21 protein-coding genes are annotated in these 20,011 nt (G+C 57.2%); 10 read left to right on the plus strand and 11 right to left on the minus strand.

The genetic code is table 11. The annotated features are described in order from the left end of the window. Positions 1 to 45: 45 nt before the first annotated feature. The 3 genes from pepN to SIB56_RS02070 all read left to right on the plus strand — a co-directional run bounded on the left by pepN (position 46) and on the right by SIB56_RS02070 (position 3,195). Entirely contained in the window at positions 46 to 2,706 is a 2,661-nt protein-coding gene (gene pepN / locus SIB56_RS02060) for an aminopeptidase N (RefSeq protein WP_413324955.1), read from the plus strand. A gap of 103 nt (positions 2,707 to 2,809) precedes the next feature. Continuing rightward, the gene (gene psaM, locus SIB56_RS02065) at positions 2,810 to 2,914 is read left to right on the plus strand and encodes a photosystem I reaction center subunit XII (protein ID WP_413324956.1); all 105 of its coding nucleotides are present in this window, start codon (positions 2,810 to 2,812) and stop codon (positions 2,912 to 2,914) included. Between the two features lie 125 nt (positions 2,915 to 3,039). Beyond that, on the plus strand, positions 3,040 to 3,195 hold the full coding sequence (locus tag SIB56_RS02070; RefSeq protein WP_413324957.1) for a hypothetical protein: 156 nt from the start codon (positions 3,040 to 3,042) through the stop codon (positions 3,193 to 3,195). 25 nt (positions 3,196 to 3,220) lie between these two features. Here the strand turns inward: SIB56_RS02070 and SIB56_RS02075 are convergent, their stop codons facing one another. The 5 genes from SIB56_RS02075 to SIB56_RS02095 form a co-directional block, all read right to left on the minus strand. Next, complete coding sequence (locus SIB56_RS02075) at positions 3,221 to 3,733, minus strand: hypothetical protein (RefSeq protein WP_413324958.1); 513 nt, start codon at positions 3,731 to 3,733, stop codon at positions 3,221 to 3,223. Between the two features lie 82 nt (positions 3,734 to 3,815). Next, positions 3,816 to 4,328, minus strand: coding sequence for a hypothetical protein (locus tag SIB56_RS02080; protein WP_413324959.1), 513 nt, complete (start codon positions 4,326 to 4,328; stop codon positions 3,816 to 3,818). Positions 4,329 to 4,683: 355 nt separating this feature from the next. After that, the gene (locus SIB56_RS02085; protein WP_413324960.1) at positions 4,684 to 5,052 is read right to left on the minus strand and encodes an AbrB family transcriptional regulator; all 369 of its coding nucleotides are present in this window, start codon (positions 5,050 to 5,052) and stop codon (positions 4,684 to 4,686) included. A 397-nt stretch (positions 5,053 to 5,449) separates the two neighbouring features. After that, complete coding sequence (locus tag SIB56_RS02090; protein ID WP_413324961.1) at positions 5,450 to 6,646, minus strand: glycoside hydrolase family 10 protein; 1,197 nt, start codon at positions 6,644 to 6,646, stop codon at positions 5,450 to 5,452. Further along, positions 6,612 to 7,607, minus strand: coding sequence for a ribose-phosphate pyrophosphokinase (locus SIB56_RS02095; RefSeq protein WP_413327043.1), 996 nt, complete (start codon positions 7,605 to 7,607; stop codon positions 6,612 to 6,614). The genes SIB56_RS02090 and SIB56_RS02095 overlap by 35 nt, the downstream gene beginning before the upstream one ends. A gap of 95 nt (positions 7,608 to 7,702) precedes the next feature. Between SIB56_RS02095 and SIB56_RS02100 the strand changes: the two genes are divergently transcribed. Next, entirely contained in the window at positions 7,703 to 8,233 is a 531-nt protein-coding gene (locus tag SIB56_RS02100) for a hypothetical protein (protein WP_413324962.1), read from the plus strand. On the opposite strand, the gene SIB56_RS02105 is transcribed toward SIB56_RS02100, so the two are convergent. Then, complete coding sequence (locus SIB56_RS02105) at positions 8,172 to 9,167, minus strand: LCP family protein (protein ID WP_413324963.1); 996 nt, start codon at positions 9,165 to 9,167, stop codon at positions 8,172 to 8,174. The genes SIB56_RS02100 and SIB56_RS02105 overlap by 62 nt on opposite strands. Before the next feature lie 77 nt (positions 9,168 to 9,244). Between SIB56_RS02105 and SIB56_RS02110 the strand changes: the two genes are divergently transcribed. Together SIB56_RS02110 and malQ are read left to right on the plus strand one after the other, a co-directional pair. Then, the gene (locus tag SIB56_RS02110) at positions 9,245 to 10,273 is read left to right on the plus strand and encodes an NAD(P)-dependent oxidoreductase (protein ID WP_413324964.1); all 1,029 of its coding nucleotides are present in this window, start codon (positions 9,245 to 9,247) and stop codon (positions 10,271 to 10,273) included. Between the two features lie 33 nt (positions 10,274 to 10,306). Beyond that, a complete protein-coding gene (gene malQ, locus SIB56_RS02115; RefSeq protein WP_413324965.1) occupies positions 10,307 to 11,821 on the plus strand; it encodes a 4-alpha-glucanotransferase in 1,515 nt (504 codons plus the stop codon). Here the strand turns inward: malQ and SIB56_RS02120 are convergent. After that, positions 11,785 to 12,648 (minus strand): helix-turn-helix domain-containing protein, encoded by an 864-nt coding sequence (locus SIB56_RS02120; RefSeq protein ID WP_413324966.1) that lies wholly within the window; start codon positions 12,646 to 12,648, stop codon positions 11,785 to 11,787. The genes malQ and SIB56_RS02120 overlap by 37 nt on opposite strands. A gap of 7 nt (positions 12,649 to 12,655) precedes the next feature. Next, positions 12,656 to 13,384: a pseudouridine synthase gene (locus SIB56_RS02125; RefSeq protein WP_413324967.1), complete on the minus strand. Its 729-nt coding sequence runs from the start codon at positions 13,382 to 13,384 to the stop codon at positions 12,656 to 12,658. A gap of 158 nt (positions 13,385 to 13,542) precedes the next feature. On the opposite strand from SIB56_RS02125, the gene SIB56_RS02130 reads away from it, so the two are divergent. Further along, complete coding sequence (locus SIB56_RS02130) at positions 13,543 to 14,508, plus strand: RpoD/SigA family RNA polymerase sigma factor (RefSeq protein WP_413324968.1); 966 nt, start codon at positions 13,543 to 13,545, stop codon at positions 14,506 to 14,508. Positions 14,509 to 14,532: 24 nt separating this feature from the next. Here SIB56_RS02130 and SIB56_RS02135 read toward each other — a convergent pair whose 3' ends face one another. Continuing rightward, positions 14,533 to 15,012, minus strand: a complete 480-nt coding sequence (locus tag SIB56_RS02135; RefSeq protein WP_413324969.1) for a hypothetical protein — start codon at positions 15,010 to 15,012, stop codon at positions 14,533 to 14,535. Positions 15,013 to 15,087: 75 nt separating this feature from the next. Beyond that, on the minus strand, positions 15,088 to 16,746 hold the full coding sequence (locus SIB56_RS02140; RefSeq protein WP_413324970.1) for an ABC1 kinase family protein: 1,659 nt from the start codon (positions 16,744 to 16,746) through the stop codon (positions 15,088 to 15,090). A gap of 110 nt (positions 16,747 to 16,856) precedes the next feature. On the opposite strand from SIB56_RS02140, the gene SIB56_RS02145 reads away from it, so the two are divergent. Genes SIB56_RS02145 through SIB56_RS02155 form a run of 3 tightly spaced genes read left to right on the plus strand, consistent with a single transcriptional unit; the run spans position 16,857 to position 19,335 of the window. Continuing rightward, a complete protein-coding gene (locus SIB56_RS02145) occupies positions 16,857 to 17,000 on the plus strand; it encodes a hypothetical protein (RefSeq protein ID WP_413324971.1) in 144 nt (47 codons plus the stop codon). Beyond that, positions 17,000 to 18,397 carry an aminotransferase class I/II-fold pyridoxal phosphate-dependent enzyme gene (locus SIB56_RS02150; protein WP_413324972.1) on the plus strand — a complete coding sequence of 466 codons (1,398 nt, stop codon included), beginning with the start codon at positions 17,000 to 17,002 and terminating at the stop codon, positions 18,395 to 18,397. The genes SIB56_RS02145 and SIB56_RS02150 overlap by 1 nt, the downstream gene beginning before the upstream one ends. A 20-nt stretch (positions 18,398 to 18,417) precedes the next feature. Continuing rightward, complete coding sequence (locus tag SIB56_RS02155) at positions 18,418 to 19,335, plus strand: phosphatidate cytidylyltransferase (RefSeq protein ID WP_413324973.1); 918 nt, start codon at positions 18,418 to 18,420, stop codon at positions 19,333 to 19,335. A 22-nt stretch (positions 19,336 to 19,357) separates the two neighbouring features. Here SIB56_RS02155 and SIB56_RS02160 read toward each other — a convergent pair whose 3' ends face one another. After that, on the minus strand, positions 19,358 to 19,987 hold the full coding sequence (locus tag SIB56_RS02160) for a DUF2993 domain-containing protein (protein WP_413324974.1): 630 nt from the start codon (positions 19,985 to 19,987) through the stop codon (positions 19,358 to 19,360). Positions 19,988 to 20,011 lie beyond the last annotated feature (24 nt).

Below are 20,011 nucleotides of genomic sequence, written 5' to 3' on the forward strand. Positions count from 1 at the left end.
TTTCGTTCGTGATGCGAGCGAAGATTACACAAGCAAGAGATGTTCATGCTTTCCACTGCATCCACTCAGTCAACCATCGGCTGGGCGGGCGTTGCTCCTCCCAAGCGTCTGTCTGATTACAGGCCTTTCCCTTTTGCGATCCCGCGGGTTGAGCTGAATGTGGTGGTGCTTCGGCCGGACTCTGTTCAGGTGACGGCTGAACTGCACCTGGAACCTTCTGATTGTGAGACAGCCGTTCCACTGGTTTTGCGCGGTGTTGATCTTGAATTGGTTTCAATCGCTCTTGACGGGAAGCCTCTGGATACCAGCGCTTATCAGCTGAATGATGAAGAGCTTGTGATTTCGGAACCACCGACCAAGCCGTTCACGTTGACCACTGTCAGTCACCTCGATCCAAAGGCGAATACCTCTCTCGAAGGTTTATACGAAAGCGGTGGAATGCTTACAACCCAATGTGAAGCAGAAGGGTTTCGTCGGATCACCTTTCATCCCGATCGTCCCGATGTGCTGAGTCGTTATCGCGTGCGTATTGAGGCGGATCGCGAACGTTTTCCAGTGCTTCTTTCCAACGGAAATGAAGTCATGACATCCATCTTGCCCGACAATTCCTCTCGTCACGAAGTCGTCTGGGAAGATCCCTTTCCCAAGCCCTCGTATCTGTTTGCTCTCGTGGCGGGTGATCTGCGCGAGATCAAAGACAGTTATGTGACGGCCTCAGGACGAGAGGTGAGGCTGCGTCTGCACGTGGAAGCTGGAGATGAGCCTTTTACGGCGCACGCGATGCAGTCCCTGAAACGTTCCATGCAATGGGATGAGTCGGTGTATGGGCTCGAATATGACCTTGACGAGTTCAACACCGTCGCAGTGCGCCACTTCAATATGGGCGCCATGGAGAATAAAAGCCTCAATATTTTTAATTCAAAGCTGGTTCTGGCTGATGCTGAATCAGCCACAGACGGAGAATTGGAGAGAATTGAAAGCGTTGTTGGCCATGAATATTTTCATAACTGGTCTGGAAATCGAATCACCTGCCGGGACTGGTTCCAGTTGTCGTTGAAAGAAGGTCTTACGGTATTTCGTGATCAATGTTTCACCGCAGATCTTCATTCCGAACCGTTGAAGAGGATTGAAGATGCGGCGATGCTTCGTAATACACAATTTCGCGAAGATGCAGGTCCAACTGCCCATCCGGTGAAACCGGATTCTTACCAGGCCATTGATAATTTCTACACAACCACGATTTATGAAAAAGGAGCGGAATTGATCCGCATGTTGCGAACTCTGCTGGGTACGGAGCGTTTCATGCGTGGAATGACCTTGTTTTTCAAGCGTCACGACGGAGAAGCCGCCACCACAGAAGATTTCGTCGCAGCGATTGTGGATGGTGCCGGTGCAGATGGTCAGCCCCTCGGGTTCGATGTCGAACAATTTCGCCTCTGGTATCACCAGGCTGGTACGCCTCATGTAGAGGTGAATTCGCTCTGGGATGCTGAAACCGGGCGACTGCGTCTGACGCTGAAGCAGTTCACTTCACCCACTCCCGGTCAGGAGCGGAAGCAGGCGCTGGTCATTCCGGTTCTGTGGGCTGTCCTGAAGCCGGATGGATCCCCTGGAGATGAGCAGCTGATGGTGCTCGATCAGGATGAGAAGACTGTGGTGCTCGAGGGTTTGCCAGGAACCTCGCAGCCTCCGGTTCTTTCGCTGTTTCGTCGGTTTTCCGCTCCTGTGACCTGGGATGCAGGTCAGGATGTTGATGATCTGTTTGTCCTGTTTGCAGGAGACAGCGATGCCTTCGCTCGCTGGGATGCCGGACAGCAACTTTGGAAGAGACTGCTTTTGGCCCGTGCAGCGGCGACTCCCGAAGTTGAACTGGAATTGCGGATGCTGGATGCTCTCCAGCAGCTTCTTTCAGACAGTGGCGAACAGGATCCTGCTGTGCTCGCCACCATGCTGGCCTTCCCCGGTGCAGCTGAGCTTGAGTCGCTGCAGGCTGAAGCCGATCCTCCCTCTCTTGAGCGTGCTGCCTGTGAACTGCGAGAGCAGTTGGGATCCAGATTGGCAACCAGGCTGAGGATCCGGCTGGATGGCGTCGCGGCCCGACTGGATCAGTCCTGGCCCGCAGGCCAGGGTGAGCGTCAGCTCACGGGTTTGATCTGGAGCTGGCTCGCTGCTGCCGGTGATCCGAAAGCGCGTGCGGAAGCTTCTGAAGCGGTGCAAGGCCCATCCATGACTCTCGCTCGGGGAGGTTTGAGGGCGCTTCAGCCGATCGACTGTGAGGAGCGTGATCAGGCGCTGCGCTCTTTCCATGATCGCTGGCAGGATCGCCCGGTGATTTTTGACACCTGGTTTTCGCTGGAAGCCTCCACTCCTCGCGCTGATGCTCTCGAGCGTGTTGCAGCGCTGCTGGAACATCCCCGTTTCGACCCGATGGCGCCCAATTCCGTTCGTGCCGTGCTGGGTGGACTTGTGGCCAACCCCCGTGTTTTCCATGCCCTTGATGGCAGTGGATATCAGTTCATGGCCGAGCAGATCATTGCAGTCGATCAGCGCAATGCCATCACAGCGTCTCGGCTCGCGAAGGTCTTCAGTCGCTGGCGAACCTATGGAAGCGATCGCCAGGCTGCGGTCAAACGGGCCTTGGCGACTCTCGCTTCCGCTGACCTGTCGACAAACACCCGCGAAGTGGTGACGTTGATGGAAGCCTGAACCCTGCACAGATCAAGGTGTTGTTGCCGGCGTGCGACAAGTTCTTGGATCGCTCACGTTTCAGGGCTGATCACGGAATAATGAACGTCACTAGGTCAACAACATGGAGAGCTCCCTCACCAACCTGGAGATCTGCATCGCACTCATCATTGCGATCAACGTTGCCGTTCTTGCACTTCGTCTGTGTGTCAGCCTCTACAAGGCATGACTCTTTCATTCAACGCAGATATTGCCCGGTAACGAGTTTCCCTCCATCGACTCATTACGCCCTGTGAAACTGAATTGACTCGCAGATCCTGCTCTCTAGGTTGCGAGCATTCGCGTCAGGGAGGCATGAGCAACGAAGTTCTGGAGGATCTCCTGCAAAAAGATATCCATGAAGACACCTGGGAATGGTGGAAAGCTCACCTCTACGTTCTGAGAGAGGATCAGGATTTCCACGAAGCAGAAGCTGTTTTCAAGGAATTCAGTCCTTATCGAAGCTGCTGATGCAGGTTTGAGACTCCATTGTCTTTCAGTTGAGAAGAGACGAGATATCGCTTTCGAACATCAGGATGCTGTGGCTTTGACCCTCCTGACCGGGTAACAGAGCCACCGCACTGAGTGCGTTTGGAAAGGCTGCTCGACTTTTGGACACAAATGACGAGAGATCGTCTGCAGACCAGAGTCCTTTGATTCCGGTCTGGCGCTCCTCAATCAGCCGTTCGTAGGCCTCGTTGAATCGACGGGCACGATCCTCGTCGCCATTCAGCATTTCGGCGAATGCCACTTCAGGGCTTTTCTCTGAGGCGATACGCAGCCATTCCTTGACCTCAGGGCTATCGATTGCTGCAGATGTCGGCACAAGGTTGCCGATGCTTCCAACTCCGACCACCACGGCCTTGACCTGATCCGATCGACCATCGAGAACGACGCATGGACATGAGAAATCCCATGAGTCGGATGCTTTGAGTCTGATCGCGGCCTCAACGAATGTCTCCCTGCACTCAGAAACCATCACGTCCAGACGGGCTCGATTGGGTGACATGTGTGCTCCTGGCTGATTCAAGTCTGCCGAGTTTGTTCAATTCTCTCCTGAAAGAGCCTTCCGCCTTGTGATGTCGATGGTTTCAGCTGAGCCAGCTGGAATTCACCGAAAAAGTCAGAACACCGTGATCATTCCCATGACTGCCCTCAGTGATGGCGACGCAGGCAATCTCTCCTTGTTCGAAACACTGTTTTGATTTGAGAGCGAATTTCGCTGCATCGGAGTAGGACCAAACAGCCATTCCCTGACCGTGACGCTCCTCGCTGTAGCGCTCCCAGAGCATGAAGACTCGTTCGGAGTCGGAGTCTGAACTGTTCCTGCATTCCTCATGAGCAGCTTCGATCCCGACCTTCCTGACGCGCCTCAGAAACGATCTCAGCAGCGGATTGTCGATGACATTGCTTGTTGTGATGGTTCCCGTGAGCCCTCGCACAGAGGTCTTCAGGACACGCCTGGGAATTTTTCTTGCATCAATGACAATCACTGGACACTGAAGATCCCAGGACGACCTGTTACGCAGCTCCCTCGCGGCATCGGACATTTCATCGCGAAGCTCCGTGACGAGTTTTCTGACGATCAGGGCCGGGTTCGACATGCCATGAGGCTAAGGCTTACGCCAACCAAGCAAATCTGCAAATGTGCAACATGGTTGCTTCGATACAGATCTGCCGCTCGGATTCATCCTTGTCACAGCAAGCAGATCAATCGTGAACCCCGTGAGAAAATTGTTTCGATGTCGATCATTCTGATCGGCTTAACCAAGCAGACAGGTCGTCATCAATTTCTTTGAGTTTCTGCACAATGCTCTGATCGTTGCAGATGTTGAATGCGATGCGTCATGCAACGCAAGATCTGAACTGCTAACGTTGATTGAAGTCAATAGAAAAGGCAGGGCTGTTCAAGACCCTGCCTGACAGTGATTCATCCGAAAATGGAAATTTTTGGTCTTATCACTCTTCGCCTTCTTCTTCGCTTCCCACAGGAATCAGTCGAATCGCTTTTTTGCCGAGCTTGATTTCGAATTCGTCACCGGGATTGAGATCGAGCATGGCGGTGTAGGCCTTGCCGACAAGCAGATTGCCGTTGCCTTGCACCTTCGCGGTATAGCTCAGTTTGCGACCACCTTTGCCAATGCCGGCTGAACCACCACCAAGTTCGATGCCTTTGGCATTGAGAAGGGCCTCATAGAAGGCTGTGAAATTCACTCGGTCTGAGCCGTCTTTCTTTTTCGAGACATAACCGCAAGCAGTTGCCAGGTCAGTTTTGGAGACATCTCCCAGTTCCTTGACTTTTGTGAGGAGGTCTGCACCGGTAAGCATTGTTTTAGCGAGGAATGGATGATCTAAAGGTGCCATGGATTCCAATGATTGCAACCATCTTTTCTGCTGTAGTTGATCAGAAAAAGGCCTTCAGCGGTCGACGTTTGGAGCGATGACGAATCAACAGCTTGCAAGAAATACCAAGAAACCAGCTGACTCTGACGATTTCGTGAAATGGTGACGGCGCCTTTGCTTGTGAACCGATGTCGAGGATGTTCGCCTTTTCAGAATCTGTGAAATTCTGGCTTGCTCTCCAGATTCTGGTCAGTGACTGTTCAACAGATCATCCACACGATTGCTTCACTTCACCGGTCAACTCTTCTGGCTGTCTTGTCTTTGTGTTCTTGCCTTCTGGTGCTTTCAGGATGTCGTGATCTTGTTCTTGCTGAACTGATCATTAGTGGTTCCCTTGGCCCAGTTTTTGCAATGCTTTCCGGCGATAAGCTGAACCTTCTTTCCCGCTGTGCATTCCCCACAGACCTTCCCAGTAAAAATAAATCACACCATAACCTTGTTCATTACTGAGTCGCTTTTTCTCCGCGAGAACGGGGATTGGTGTGGTTCTTTTTCCAAAACCAGCAAGAACTCCGATCTGCACAGGCAAGCCCCACTGTCGTGCCTTGCGGAGTGCGGGTTGATTCAGATCCTTGGCAAAGCCCTTGAGTGAATAGGCATAGTTCTGCACAACAAGATCATCAATCAGTTCGCCCACAGCCCAGAGCTCCCAGTCCTGCAGCCAGTGATTGTAGGCAAATCGAAAAGGACCGGGAGAGAGGCTGATGCGATTCGGCAGTGATTCATTCTCCAATCGTTCTCTCAGTTCCCTCAACAGGCCTGTCAGTTGACGACGCCTCCAGGTCATCCAGTAGCGATTGGTGTGATCCTTCGGCGGCGGCGACCCGGTCTGCGTTTCATACAAAGCAGAGGTGAACAGGTCATATCCCAGTTCAACCGGCCATGCGAAGTGGTCATCCAGCTGGAGGCCATCCATCCGGCAGCGTTTCATCACTTCCACCACCAGGCCGATGAAACGTTCGCGTACTTCGGGATGGGCGGGGTTAAGCCACACCATTTTCTTGCCGTGCATGGTCATGACGGTGTTGCCGTCAGCTCGAGCTAAGACCCACTCAGGCTGTTGACGCACGATCGTCGAATCAGCCGGCTCCATCAATCCGTATTCAAACCATGGGATGACCTTGATTCCACGCAGGCGGGCCTGCTGACTCAGTGTGCAGATGGGGTCGAGTTTCAGCCCAGCCTTTTTCAATGCTGGCTCAACCGGTGCGAACTGGCTGCGATGAAATGTGGTGCCGCGACTCCACACGTTGGGATAAACCGCATTGAATCCAGCAGCTTTGAGTTCATCCATTGCCTGGATGAGCACCTTGCGGTCGTAGTAAAGACGGCTCGGGCTGTTGGTCAGCCAAACCCCCAACGTGCGTCTGGGCTGAACCGAGGGAAGCTGGGCTGATGCCGGAGCTGATGCGAAGAGGCCCAGCACAGCGGCCAACACCAATGCCGCGTCACGGCGAAGCAGCCTTTGGCTGGGTGCAGACGGCTCAGCGGAACATCGAGCTGACGGAGCTCTCTTCATGAATGCGCCAGATCGCTTCCCCCAGCATGTTGGCGACCGACAACACCTGCAGCTGAGGGAACACACGGTCTGAAGGGATTGGAATCGAGTTGGTCACCACCACCTGCTCAAACAGGCCGTCGGCACGAAGACGCTCCGCCGCTGGAGGTGAGAAAACGGCATGGGTGGCGCAGGCGATCACTCGATGCGCGCCCTTCTCACGCAACAGGCGTGCGCCTGCACAGATTGTGCCGCCGGTGTCGATCATGTCGTCGATGAGAATGGCTGTCTTGTCTTGCACGTCGCCAATCACAGTGAGGCTTTCAGCCATGTTGTGACCTGTTCTGCGCTTGTCGATGATCGCCAGAGGCGCATCGTTCATCTGTTTGGCAAAGGCTCTGGCTCGTGCCACACCACCTACGTCGGGCGATACCACCACCACCTCTCCAAGATCCTGATCGGACAGGTAATCCACGAGGACAGGCGATCCGTAGATGTGATCGCAGGGAATGTCGAAATAGCCCTGGATCTGGGCGGAATGGAGATCCATGGCCAGAACACGGTCGACCCCGGAGGTGACAAGCAGGTTGGCAGTCAGTTTCGCAGTGATCGATTCACGTCCGGCCGTTTTTCGGTCTGCGCGGGCATAGCCGTAGTACGGAACGACAGCTGTGACCTGGCGTGCAGATGCTCGTCGACAGGCGTCGACCATGATCAGCAGCTCCATGAGGTGATCGTTCACGGGAGCACACGTGGGCTGGATCAGAAAGACGTCACAGCCACGGATTGATTCCTGGATCTGCACGTAGAGCTCGCCGTCGGCAAAGCGTTTGCAGACTCTCGGACCATCAGGCACACCAAGATATGCAGCGATCTCACGCGACAGAGCAGGGTTGGAGGTACCGGTGAAAAGTCGCAGACGCCTGGTGTCGTGCTGGATCTTTTCCTGCTCGGCGCGGGCTGCAGTCAGGAATCCGGTCACGATGCCCGCGAACGAGAAACTGGTTCTCCGATCGTAGAGGTGCACGGTCCCGTTGCCCCGAGCGTTTTCTCAACAGGGCCTTCTAACCTGCGCAGATGTTTCAGAACCTTCTGGTTGTCATCGGTACCGGGGTCCTGCCGGAGCAGCAGATGTCGGCGGCCTGTCAATCACTAGCAGCCGAGTCTGGGGCAGTCTTGCTGCAGGAGAGTTCCATCCTGCCGCCCCCTCCCCTGCTGAGTGAACTCACCTCAGAAAGCAGCACGTCCAGCGCGCTGACTCTGCTCAAGCTCAGCGGAGACGTCGGGGTTGATGAAAGCGGGCAAGGCAGCTGGATGGAAGCCCTCGCCGCCTGGCGAGTTCCAGTGCTGATGCTTGCGCAGCCTCGCCCGGATGGCCGTTTCGGGGGAATTGTTCCTGCGACCGTGGCCTTCGCTCGGGAGCTCAATCTCTCCCTGCTGGGACTGGTGCAGCTCGGCGGTGAATGGGATGCCGCTGCACGACGAACCGATGGGCTGCCCTGGTGTGGATGTCTGCAGGGTCAGGATGATGACCCAAGAGGTTTGATCAGTTGTCTGCGGCATCGACGATGGGTGCTGGCCAGAGGGGCAGCTTCTGGTTCGCTTTGAGTTCCCGCATCACCTGTTCTCCTGTGCGTGGTGCAAGTTCCAGCCGGGTGATCACCGGTGGCTGATCGCTGCTCAGGGCCGCTGCAGCAAGGCTCATGATCTCCATCGGAGTGAGATCGGTTTCCATCTGCGTGCTCACTTCTCCAATCACGGAGGGCAGCAGGGCAATCGCATTCGGTTGATTGAGTTGATCGTGGATCCCTTCCAGGAGCTTTTGCTGCCGGATGCGCCTGGCCTGATCATTCTTGGGCTCCGGCCTGAAGCGGGCCAGCTGCTCAGCCTGTCTTCCGTTCAATGTCTGACGTCCTGCCTGAAGATTCACGCTGTAGTTCTGAGCTGAGTCCTTGTGTTCATAGGACTGATTGAGAGTGACCTCAACCTCTCCCAGGCCGTCCACCAGATTGCGCAGGGCCTGGCGCGAGATGACCACGAAACGGTCCGGTTGCCCCTCCGGCAGACCCACCACTTCTGAAATCACATCGGCGGTCAGAGCCACCCCCCCGAGGGGGTAGGCATCAGCCAGTGATTGAAGTTTTTCGCGCCCAGGCAGATTTACCGCCAGTTCCGTGGGCAGTTGCAGCACCTGAACGGGGTTTCCTGCGCTGATTCGAATGAGCATCAGGCTGTCGGCATTGGCCGGGCCCTTCGGGGCAGCTCTGTTGCTTGGATCATTGATGCCATCGGCATCAATGCCCACCATGAGCACCGTGACCGGTCGTTCGGGAAGTGGCGCAAGGCTTGTGGGGTCATCCGCCGAAGGTGGTGCCGCAGCCATCGGATCGGGTTTCGGCCAGATCACACCAAGGCCTCCGGCGATCAGACTGGCTCCGGCGAAAGCTGCGGCGATTCTCAGGATGGTCCGGAAGGGATGGCTCCCGAGCCATCGCTTCCATCGGCTCGTGGAAGGATCACCCGCCGCTCCCTCATCCTTCATTGCGCCGAATCCTCCAGAACTGAGCTGCAGTCTCGCCTGGTTCTAAGCGAATAATGGATGGTGTCGACCCTCTGCCAATGCTTCTGAACGACAACTTCCGTGACCGTTCGCCGGACAAGGTGCGTGTTGTGGTCTTTGGAGCGACTGGATACATCGGTCGTTTCGTGGTGAAGGAGCTGATCAGACGCGGGTACAACGTTGTGGCGTTCGCCCGTGAGCGAAGCGGTGTTGGCGGACGGCAGAACAGGGAGAGCGTGAGGGCCGACTTCCAAGGTGCGGAGGTTCGTTTCGGTGACGTCACCGATTCAGACTCCCTGGATTGCAATGCCTTTGATCAGCCAGTGGATGTGGTGATCTGCTGCCTCGCCTCACGCACCGGCGGTCGCAAGGATTCCTGGGCCATCGATTACGAGGCCACGCTCAACACCTATCGCCAGGGACGGAAGGCGGGTCTCTCTCATTTCGTGCTTCTGTCGGCGATCTGTGTTCAGAAACCTCTGCTGGAATTTCAGAAAGCGAAGCTTGCGCTGGAAGCCAAACTTCGGGAGGTCAGCGATGTGACCTATTCCATCGTGCGCCCGACTGCGTTCTTCAAGAGCCTTGGAGCCCAGGTGGAAAGCTGTCGTAAGGGTGCTCCGTACGTGATGTTCGGCAATGGTGAGCTGGCCAGTTGCAAGCCGATCAGTGAGACGGATCTGGCCTCTTATCTGTGTGATTGTTTGGTGGATCAAGACAAGATCAATCAGATCCTGCCCATTGGCGGTCCAGGTGATGCGTTGAGTGCTCGACAGCAGGGCGAAATGCTGTTCAAGGCTCTGGGTAAAAAGCCCTGGATGATTTCGCTGCCAATTGCTCTGATGGATGTTCCGGTTGGTTGTCTTGATTTCTTATCCGCAAGGTTTCCTTCGCTGGAAGACACCGCTGAATTCGGGAAGATCGGTCGTTACTACGCTGGTGAGTCGATGCTTGTCTGGGACGAACAGCGTCAGCAATACGACAGTGATGCAACGCCCTCCTATGGCACGGACACCCTGGAGCAGTTTTTTGAACGTGTGGTTCGCGACGGTATGGATGGTCAGGACCTCGGTGATGCAGCCCTGTTCTGACCTGATGTCGCTGGCTGAGAACGCGAGTGGCGCGTGACAAGGGCTTCTCTGGTAAGACGTCGTGTTGGCGTTCTGCTGCATCCAACTGCTCTTCCTGGTACTCCGGTCTGTGGTGGTCTGGGAGATGCGGCACGCGCCTGGATCCGGGCTCTGGCGGACAACGGCATCGGCCTGTGGCAAGTGTTGCCACTCTCACCACCTGATGGGACGGGCTCCCCATACAGTTCCCCCTCCAGTTTTGCCATCAATCCCTGGCTGCTGGATGCGAGGGATCTCAGCGATCAGGGATTTCTTCAATCCGGTGATCTCGAGTCGCTTCCAGGCGCAGAATCCGCTGGTTCTGAGGTTGATTTTCCGCTCGCGAACAGGCGTGCTTCATTACTGGCAGAGCGTTTAAGCGCTTGCTGGGATCAGCAACCGCGCTCCCGGCGCGCGGCCTTCGAGAGATGGCGACGGGATCAGTCCAGCTGGCTAGTTGATCACGCCACATTCATGGTGCTGCGCGAGCAGAATCATGGACGTCCGTGGTGGGAGTGGCCTCAGGAGCTGGCCGTTCACGACCAGAAGGCCCTGGGGAACTGGCGGCTTGAGCATCAGAGCCGACTTCTCGAGCAGGAACTGCTGCAGTGGCATCTCAGCCGGCAATGGATGCAGCTTCGAGAGCTTGCCACGGCTCTCGATGTCGACATCCTTGGAGATATCCCCTTCTATGTAGCCCGCGACAGCGCGGATGTCTGGAGCCATAGACCACTGTTCTCAATCGCAGCGGATGGCAGGCTGCGAGAACAGAGTGGTGTGCCTCCTGACTATTTTTCAGCGACCGGGCAGCTCTGGGGAACACCTGTCTACAGCTGGTCCCGCCATCGCAGAACAGGATTTCGCTGGTGGAGGGACCGTCTTCGACGTCAGTGGGATTTGGCCGACAGGCTGAGGCTGGATCACTTCCGTGCTCTGGCGTCCTATTGGTCTGTTCCGGGTGGAGACACCACCGCTATGAACGGTGTGTGGAGGCGCTCGCCCGGCCGTGAACTGCTCAGCTGTCTGCGACGTGATGCAGGTGGACGGCTACCTCTGGTTGCTGAAGACCTCGGAGTGATCACGCCCGATGTGGAGCGTTTGCGTGATCGCTTTCATCTGCCCGGGATGAAGGTGCTTCAGTTCGCCTTTGACGGCAATCCCCGAAACCCCTATCTGCCGTCCAATATCCGAGGCACCGGATGGGTTGTCTATCCGGGGACCCACGACAACCCAACAAGTCTGGGCTGGTGGCAACGGCTGGATGATGCTTCCCGAGCCCGGTTTGCCAGTTGTCTTGATTGTCAGGTCGAGGCTCCTGGCTGGCAGCTTCTGGAGCTGGGCCTGGCGTCAAGTGCGCTGATGGTGATTGCACCATTGCAGGACCTCCTGCATCTCGACGATGCAGCCAGGTTCAATACACCTGGAACCGTCGGTGGCAATTGGACCTGGCGTCTTCCGGTTTTCGACCAGTCGGTCGAAGGAGCACTTCAGGGTTATGGATTGCGTGCTGACGTCTGGTCAAGGCGGTAGACCCCCGGCCGATTGTTCAGCGCTTGCTGTGGAATTCCGTCCCATCGCACACTTCCTTCGGCGGGTGCCGGTTGAACAGTGAGCTGAAGAGGGAGCAAAAGCTGCAAAGTGAGCGTGCCGGTTGCTCCCTTCAGTGAACTGCGGTCGCCTCCTTCACTACTGAGCGTCAACGTGCTCGGTTGGGTTAGGTTGACTTCAAGAACACCCGGTAGCGGTTGGTTGGCTGCGATCTTGGCAACGGCATCCGTCGGTAGCCGTGATCGGAGCTCAGCCAATGGCCGCAGGCCCTGCAACAGAGCATCGGAATCCTGCTGCAGATTCAGTGGAACCGGCGTGAAGGATTTGGTGTTGTCGATCGCCAGTTGCCGTTGCTGTTGATTCAACGCGAGCAGGGATGCGGCGATCACAACGATGTACACCAGGCTCCCCTGCCAGGTGGTGAAGATGTCAATGCTTCCAAGCGTGAAACGCGTCCGGCGCTGATCTCTGGGCAACTTCTGCTGAAAACAACCTTCAGGCAGTGCTCCGCTCAGGCTGTCTGGTTCGAGCTGGAGATACTCTTCAAGCCGCTGCAGCATCGCCACCAGGTAAGCCGGTTCAGGCAGCCGGTCTGACCAGCCCCTCTCCAGTGCTTCCAGCACCGGTGTGGTGATTCGAACCTCTCTGGACAGATCCCTCAGGCTCAGACCGCGTTGTTCACGATGCTGTCTTAGACACTGCCCTGCCTCGATGAGCGGCTCAGTGCTTGATGGGAGATCCGTTGCGCTGGATTCATTCGCTCGCCTCGGTCGCCAGCGCCATGGAAAGGAACGTTTGAACAGAGCCATGGCCGGTTTACGCCTCGCCTGTCTGACAGGTGATCAGGCTTCGCCATTCTTGCCTGGATAGCTCACGCCAGCACCCCTCTGCCGTAGAACCAAGCGCAAGTCCACCGATCGCGATCCGTTGCAGGTCCACCACTGGATGGCCGAGCAGGGAGGCAATCCTCCGGATCTGGCGATTACGACCTTCACGCAGGATCACCTCCAGCACGCTGTTTCGTTTTCGGCTCTGGATCAGCCTGATGTCCGCAGGAAGAGTATGTGAGCCATCCAGCTCAAGGCCCTGTCTCCACTGCTCCAGCTTTGAGTGATCCGGTGTTCCGGTCACCGTCACTTTGTAGGTCTTGCTGTGGGCATAGCGCGGGTGTGTGAGCCGCAGTGTCAGGTCTCCCTGGTTGCTGAGCAACAAAGCCCCACGGCTGTCGGCATCCAGGCGTCCAACCGGGTGCAGTCCACGCCTGAGATCCGAGGGGATGAGGTCCAGAACGGTCCGTCGGCCCTGAGGGTCATGGCAGCTGCTGATCACGCCTGGGGGTTTGTTGAGCAGCAGGACACGCTCCTCCGTCACCATGGACAGCGGTCTTCCATCCACGCAGATCAGATCCGTTTTGGGATCAGCCTGATCTCCAAGTGCTGCGATCGTTCCGTTGACGCCAACTCGACCCTGGCGCAGCAGTTCCTCTGCCTGACGGCGTGAGCAGTACCCCGCAGCGGACATCAGTTTCTGAACTCGCTGGCGCATTCAGCTGTCGTTGCTGGTTTTGCTGCAGGCGGTCGCGGAGGTCACAGGGGACTCAAGGAGTGTCCTCACTCTGACGCTGGACTTTCCTGGAGCTCCTTAGCTAAGAACTTCTGTAAACGATGGTAAATTAAGAAACTGATTGGTTTCGTAATCGGTCGATGTCGCCCCTGTCCCTGCTACCCGATGCGGACCTGGTGCGCTCCTATCTGCGGGATATCGGCCGTGTACCGCTGCTGAGCCATCAGCAGGAAATCACGTTGGGTCGTCAGGTGCAGGAACTGATGGATCTTGAGGCGCAGGAAGCCGAACTGAGTGATCAGCGCGGTGGGGAGAAAGTGCCTGCGGCCGACCTTGCCAAGGCAGCAGGTCTGAGTGCAGTGCAGCTCAAGCGCAAACTTCAGGCTGGTCGCCGTGCCAAGGAGCGGATGGTGGCAGCGAACCTGCGTTTGGTGGTGAGTGTCGCCAAGAAATACACCAAGCGGAACATGGAGCTGCTGGATCTGATCCAGGAGGGAACGATCGGTCTGGTGCGTGGTGTGGAGAAGTTCGACCCGACCAGGGGATACAAGTTCAGCACCTACGCGTACTGGTGGATCCGTCAGGGAATCACGCGTGCGATTGCGGAGAAGAGCAGAACGATCCGTCTGCCGATCCACATCACGGAGATGCTGAACAAGCTGAAGAAAGGTCAGCGTGAACTGAGCCAGGAGCTTGGTCGCACGCCATCGGTGACGGAGCTGGCTGGATTTGTGGAGCTGCCTGAGGAAGAGGTGAAGGAACTGATGTGCCGCGCACGTCAGCCGGTGAGCCTTGAGATGAAGGTGGGCGACGGAGATGACACCGAATTGCTGGATCTGCTGGCAGGCGATGGAGAACTGCCGAGTGAACAGGTGGAAGGTGAATGCCTGAAGGGAGATCTGCGCGATCTGCTGGGGCAGCTGCCAGAACTGCAGGAACGGGTGCTGCGGATGAGGTATGGAATGGACGGTGAAGACCCGATGAGCCTCACGGCCATTGCCAAGTCGCTGAAAATGAGCCGCGACCGAACACGCAAGCTTGAAAGGGAAGGCTTGGAAAAGCTGCGCCGGGGTGATGTGCAGCTCGAGGCTTATGTGTTTGCCTGATTCCGGATCGCCAAGGAGCAGAGGTCAGAAGAATTCATCGAAGTTGTCGAAATCAACGGCCTTGAAGTTTCCAGCCTCCACCTGGGCCATCAATCGCTCGAGCTGAGCCCAGAGTGCTCCTCCAGTGAGAATGGATAGCACCAGGGCGCTGAGATAGGCCGCTCCGGAAGCGAAGCCAAAAACTTGGAGTGATCCACCGATGAACAAGGTGACTCCGATCAGGATTCCCGTGTAGCTCATCACGGTTTCAGCATTGCCAAGTGGAAGCAGTGACAGCCGGTCTTTCTTCCAGCCATCCAGGCGATTCTGAACAAGCCTGGAAAAGGTGAGTCCACAGACCACGCTGATGGCCAATCCAAGCCCAGCCATGGCGTAAGGCGGCTGCTGGAAGTTTGCGTAGTCGAGGAGGATGTCATCGATGCTGAGGCCGCCGAACGCTTCGGTCAGCAGTTCGACCTGATCCGGATCGAGCTCGATCAGGGCAGAGTCGGGCGCGATCGACATAAGTCAGCGAGAGGATCTATGAACGGCCCATTATCGCTGGGCATCCGCTGAGATGATGGAACGTGCAGGCCGTGATCAGGCGGCCAGAGGATTCAGGCGCTGCATTACACCCTCAGCGATCTGACGAGGTCCGAACGTTTTTCTCATCAGGGCGGTCAGATCCTTCAGGTCAGAGATGTTCAGCCGGTCATCCTTGATCAGGGTGAGCAGCAATCGCTGACGAAGGTCTTCACCATCACGACTCAACAGGAGTCGCAGTCCAGCCCCTGCCACAGGCAGCAGTTCACCGCTGCTCTGGCGACTGGAATAGCTGCCGACCACATCCAGAAGGCTTTCCAGCCGTTCCACCCGCAGGCTTCCCTGCTCATCGAAAATCACATCCATCAACTTCTCCCGCATCTCCTTCGTGTCACCTGCCAGCAGCCTCTTGGCGACGTAGGGATAGGCCACCGCAATGATGCGGAAGTCGGGATCAAGCCTCAGTGCCAGGCCTTCCTGGCTGACCACCGCTCTGATGATCAGAGCAAAGCGTGCCGGCACGCGGAAGGGATAGTCGTACATCAATTCCGAGAAACGGTCGGTGATCGCCTTGAAATTGAAGGAACCGACGGAATCCCCCAGACTTCCTCCCAGGGCGTCTTCAAGCGCGGGAATGATCGGACTCAGATCAGCATCGGGTGAGAGAAAGCCAAGTTCCTGAAAATCGTGAGCTACCGCTTCGAAGTCACGATTGATCAGATGCACGACAGCTCCTGTCAGGGTCAGACGGTCCTGATCACTGATGGAGTCCATCATTCCGAAATCCACGTAGGCCACGTGGCCCAGATCTCCACTACGTCCCGGCAAAGCGAAGAGATTGCCGGGGTGGGGATCGGCATGGAAGTATCCGAACTCCAGAAGCTGCTGCAGGCCGCTGATCACCCCGGTGCGGATCAGCGCCGCAGGATCGAGACGCTGAGACTTGAGCTCCTGCGGGTCGCGCAGCTTGGTTCCCTGGATCCAGCTGGTGGTCAGAACGCGACGGCTTGAAAGCTTTTCATCAACATCGGGAATGGTGACGGCGGGATTGTCGGCGAAGAGGCTGGAGAAATGCCTGGCATTGTCTGCTTCGCAGCAGTAGTCGATCTCCTCGAACAGGCTTCGGCCGAATTCATCGATGATTTCGCCGAGTCCGAAACCCAGGTTCAGCGGCAGAAACGGCGCAGCCAGTATTCCCAGGCTGCGAATCAGCACCATGTCCCGCCTCAGGATGAAGGTGAGATTCGGCCTCTGGACCTTGACCGCGACCCATCGCTGGGAACCGACGCGCGCTTTGTACACCTGACCGAGGCTGGCTGCAGCCACGGGTGTTTCAGGAAATTCCTCGAAAAGATCATCGACGGGTGCGCCTAGGTCTGTTTCGATCGTCTTCAGTGCAATCGCATGGTCGAAAGACGGCAGATCGTCCTGAAGTCGTGTGAGCTCATCCAGCCAGTCGCGACGGATGAGATCCGGGCGCGTTGACAGAGCCTGTCCGACCTTGATGAAGCAAGGGCCGAGGTTGGTCAGTGTGCGCAGAAGGGTGCGAGCCAGATTGCGCTGAACGCGTGGATCACTGCTGCCGCCGCGCAGCAGCAGGCTCAGCATCAGACCCAGCAGAGCCCAGAAGATCTGGATCAGGCGAGGGATGCCGATCCACGGGCGCAGCAGGAGCCAACGGACATCACGGCTCGGGTTGTAGCGAAGCGATTCCACGCCCAGCAGCGCTAGGGAATTTGGATCTTAAAGAGTCCGCGAGGGTTCACGAAGCGCCTTTGTTGCGGGGAGCTGACGGATCGTCTGCGTTAACAGCTGCACGGCCTGCAATGAAAGGCCAACCTGAGGGCATGCCCCTGTGGTCCGCCACCGGTGGATTCTCCCGTTGTGTTGCCATGGCGAGGCTGCTTTCTGCGATTGCGTGCGACATCACCCATCAGGTTGATCAACTCTCCGTCTGGGTTCTGCGCTGATGCCGTCGCTTCTCAAGCTTCTGCGACCGGATCGACGTCTGGCATTGCATCTGCCGGTGCACGGACGTGGTGCTGCCCTGCCGCCTCGTCTCAAGCGTTTGCTGCGTCAGTCACCAGGCAGCTGGGACCTGCCCGAGTTGCCGGAAATCGGTGGACCTCTTGAAGCGGAGGGAGCAGTGGCCCGGAGTCAGAGGCGACTGGCGGATGTGGTGGGAGTGGATCACTGCTGGTTCGGTGTTAACGGTGCCACGGGTCTGCTTCAGGCAGGTCTGCTGGCGATGGCCCAACCCGGTGAAGCCATATTGCTGCCTCGCAACGCTCATCGCTGCCTGATCGCTGCCTGTGAGCTGGGCGGTGTGATGCCGGTGTTTCTGCCTGTGCCCTTCCTTCCCGAACGCGGTCACTTCGGAGCAATGACTGCGGATGGCCTGAAGCGGAGCCTGGAACCCTGGCCTGATCCTGGCCGCCCCATTGTCGGTGCCGTTCTTGTTCATCCCACTTATCACGGCTACTCCGCAGAGATTCTCGAGCTGGTCGAACTGCTCCATGCCCAGGGGTTGCCGGTGATGGTTGATGAAGCCCATGGCACCCATCTTGCTTTCGGCGCAGGCAAGGACTCTCCCCTTTCTGCCTTGGCTGCCGGGGCCGATCTGGTTGTTCATTCCCTACATAAGTCTGCGCCGGGACTGGCGCAGACGGCTGTGCTCTGGCATCGCGCCGAGCGAGTTGACGAGGACAGGCTGCAACGCTCCCTGGGTCGCTTGCAGACCACCAGCCCCAGTGCGTTGCTGCTGGCTTCCTGTGAAACAACCCTCGACTGGATGCTCTCCAGCGATTGGTCATCGTTGCTTGAGACCCGACGATCCGAAGCCATCAAGCTGATTGATCACCTGCGAAAGCGAGGGGTCCACCTTCATCACAGTGATGACCCCATGCGACTGATCCTTGCCACGGCTCAGATCGGTGCCAGTGGACTGGATGCTGACAAGCACTGCATGCTTCAGGGGCTGATCGCGGAGTTGCCCGAGCCTCTCTGTCTCACCTTCTGCCTCGGATTTGCACGGCATCGCGGATTGGCCAAGAAGCTGGAGAGAACCTGGCAGCAGCTGATCGAGGAGGGCGGTGGAGCCCCTTTGCCCGTCATTCCGGAACCACCGCTTCAAGGCACCTCGATTCCTGTTCTCGCCCCGGATCAGGCGCAACGGCTCCCTTCCACCACCCGTTCCCTGGGGAAGTGTGTTGATCGCATTGCCGCCGAGCTACTCTGCCCCTATCCACCTGGAGTCCCCCTGCTCGTTCCAGGAGAAAGAATCACTGCAGCGCGCAGCCACTGGCTTCAGTCTCAGCATCGGCAATGGCCTGATCAGGTGCCCGGTATGGTGAGAGTTGTGGCCTGAAGGGCCATTGGATCTGACAGGTGATTTCAGACGCCACAACCGGGAAGTCCTCGCGCAAGCGGCGAGTCTCCGATCACAAACGCCTGATCAGCGGTCTTTTGGTAGGTCTGTTCGGCCTTGTGGTCGTGGGGCTTGGTGGCTGGTGGTTCACGATCGCCCTCGGCGTGATTGTGCATCTGGGTTTGCTGGAGTTTTTCCGCATGGCCCAGTTCAAAGGCATGCGCCCTGCCACGAAAACCACTCTGGTGGCATGTCAGTTACTGCTGATCAGCACCCAGTGGTCTGTGAATGGAGGAATCGATTCCTCACTGGCCGACGCGGTTCTGCCCCTTTCCGGTGCGGCGATCTGCGGCTGGTTGCTGTTGCAGCCGGTCACCGGTTCAATTGCCGACATCGCCGCCTCGATCTTCGGGCTGTTCTATCTGGGGTTTCTCCCCAGCCACTGGCTGCGACTTCGCAATCTGCAGGCAGTCGATCTCGCGCCTCTTGTGGACCACAGTCCCTGGAACTGGGTCAGCTCCGGACTGCTGATCACGCTGATGGCCTGCCTGATGGTGGTGGCCAGTGATATCGGTTCTTACGTCATCGGTCGTCGTTTCGGTCAGCGACCCCTCTCTCCCATCTCACCCGCCAAAACCATTGAAGGTGCCTACGGAGGCCTTCTTTCAGCAGTGCTTCTGGGTGCCCTGGCCGGTGAATTGCTGGAGTGGCCGTATGGGCTTTTTGCCGGAGGCTGTCTCGGTGCGCTCGTTGCGCTGTTCGCGTTAGTTGGCGATCTCACCGAATCAATGATGAAACGGGATGCAGGTGTGAAGGATTCAGGAGACGCCCTGCCAGGCCATGGGGGCATCCTGGACAGGATCGACAGCTACCTGTTCACTCCAGCTGTGGTGTTTTATGTCGTGACCCTGGTGATACCGGTGATGGAGCAGGGCTGAGACTTGTCGGGAATCAATCGATTCAGGGTTGAACGGTGGCATCGCCCTGGATCACCAGTTGACCGCCTTGAAGCCGTGCATGCTTGATCCTGATGGAGGGATCCATCGGCAGGAAAAATTCTCCCTCCGCATCACAGTGATTGACCCGTATCGTTCCCTGATCCGCGCAGAGACGGAAACTGCGTTGTACGGGATCCTTGCCAGTGATCACTTCAGCGGTGAGCACCATTCGGTCGTTGTCGATCGCCAGGGAGCGCAGTGGCGTGAGGCCCATCAATTTTTCCGCCAGCAGGTCCGCCAGCCATCGCCAGCGATCGCTGGCAAGCGCTTTATTCAGATCAGTTCCACTCAGCACCACCTCGCCCTCGATGGCAAAAGGATCCTTGAGCTGTACAGGTTGGTTGGGCTGACCAGGCTTAAACACGGTTTTGAGTTCACCGGACTGAAGCTCTGCGCGCATCAGCGGCAACTGGTCGAAACTCACGCGTCGAGCTTCAAGGGAGACGCCTTTCAGTCGACCTCTCAGCAGCTCAAGCGCTGAACCCTGGAGGGCCAGATTCAGCTCATCAACGGAGTCGCACTGGTTGCGAATCCAGCGTTGCAGACCACTGGCCAGGAGCTGGAGAACGGGGCCGGAGCTGGTCTGTGGCATGAAAGCTGAGCACCAAGATGGCGG

Source organism: Synechococcus sp. MIT S9503 (assembly GCF_047304175.1).
Classification (GTDB): domain Bacteria; phylum Cyanobacteriota; class Cyanobacteriia; order PCC-6307; family Cyanobiaceae; genus Synechococcus_C.

Excerpts from the sequence above, each read along its gene's own strand:
- pepN (WP_413324955.1), top strand. The coding sequence starts at position 46 with ATGCTTTCCACTGCATCCACTCAGTCAACCATCGGCTGGGCGGGCGTT.
- psaM (WP_413324956.1), top strand. The coding sequence starts at position 2,810 with ATGGAGAGCTCCCTCACCAACCTGGAGATCTGCATCGCACTCATCATT.
- SIB56_RS02070 (WP_413324957.1), top strand. The coding sequence starts at position 3,040 with ATGAGCAACGAAGTTCTGGAGGATCTCCTGCAAAAAGATATCCATGAA.
- SIB56_RS02075 (WP_413324958.1), bottom strand. The coding sequence starts at position 3,733 with ATGTCACCCAATCGAGCCCGTCTGGACGTGATGGTTTCTGAGTGCAGG.
- SIB56_RS02080 (WP_413324959.1), bottom strand. The coding sequence starts at position 4,328 with ATGTCGAACCCGGCCCTGATCGTCAGAAAACTCGTCACGGAGCTTCGC.
- SIB56_RS02085 (WP_413324960.1), bottom strand. The coding sequence starts at position 5,052 with ATGCTTACCGGTGCAGACCTCCTCACAAAAGTCAAGGAACTGGGAGAT.
- SIB56_RS02090 (WP_413324961.1), bottom strand. The coding sequence starts at position 6,646 with ATGAAGAGAGCTCCGTCAGCTCGATGTTCCGCTGAGCCGTCTGCACCC.
- SIB56_RS02100 (WP_413324962.1), top strand. The coding sequence starts at position 7,703 with ATGTTTCAGAACCTTCTGGTTGTCATCGGTACCGGGGTCCTGCCGGAG.
- SIB56_RS02105 (WP_413324963.1), bottom strand. The coding sequence starts at position 9,167 with ATGAAGGATGAGGGAGCGGCGGGTGATCCTTCCACGAGCCGATGGAAG.
- SIB56_RS02110 (WP_413324964.1), top strand. The coding sequence starts at position 9,245 with ATGCTTCTGAACGACAACTTCCGTGACCGTTCGCCGGACAAGGTGCGT.
- SIB56_RS02120 (WP_413324966.1), bottom strand. The coding sequence starts at position 12,648 with ATGGCTCTGTTCAAACGTTCCTTTCCATGGCGCTGGCGACCGAGGCGA.
- SIB56_RS02125 (WP_413324967.1), bottom strand. The coding sequence starts at position 13,384 with ATGCGCCAGCGAGTTCAGAAACTGATGTCCGCTGCGGGGTACTGCTCA.
- SIB56_RS02130 (WP_413324968.1), top strand. The coding sequence starts at position 13,543 with ATGTCGCCCCTGTCCCTGCTACCCGATGCGGACCTGGTGCGCTCCTAT.
- SIB56_RS02135 (WP_413324969.1), bottom strand. The coding sequence starts at position 15,012 with ATGTCGATCGCGCCCGACTCTGCCCTGATCGAGCTCGATCCGGATCAG.
- SIB56_RS02145 (WP_413324971.1), top strand. The coding sequence starts at position 16,857 with ATGAAAGGCCAACCTGAGGGCATGCCCCTGTGGTCCGCCACCGGTGGA.
- SIB56_RS02150 (WP_413324972.1), top strand. The coding sequence starts at position 17,000 with ATGCCGTCGCTTCTCAAGCTTCTGCGACCGGATCGACGTCTGGCATTG.
- SIB56_RS02160 (WP_413324974.1), bottom strand. The coding sequence starts at position 19,987 with ATGCCACAGACCAGCTCCGGCCCCGTTCTCCAGCTCCTGGCCAGTGGT.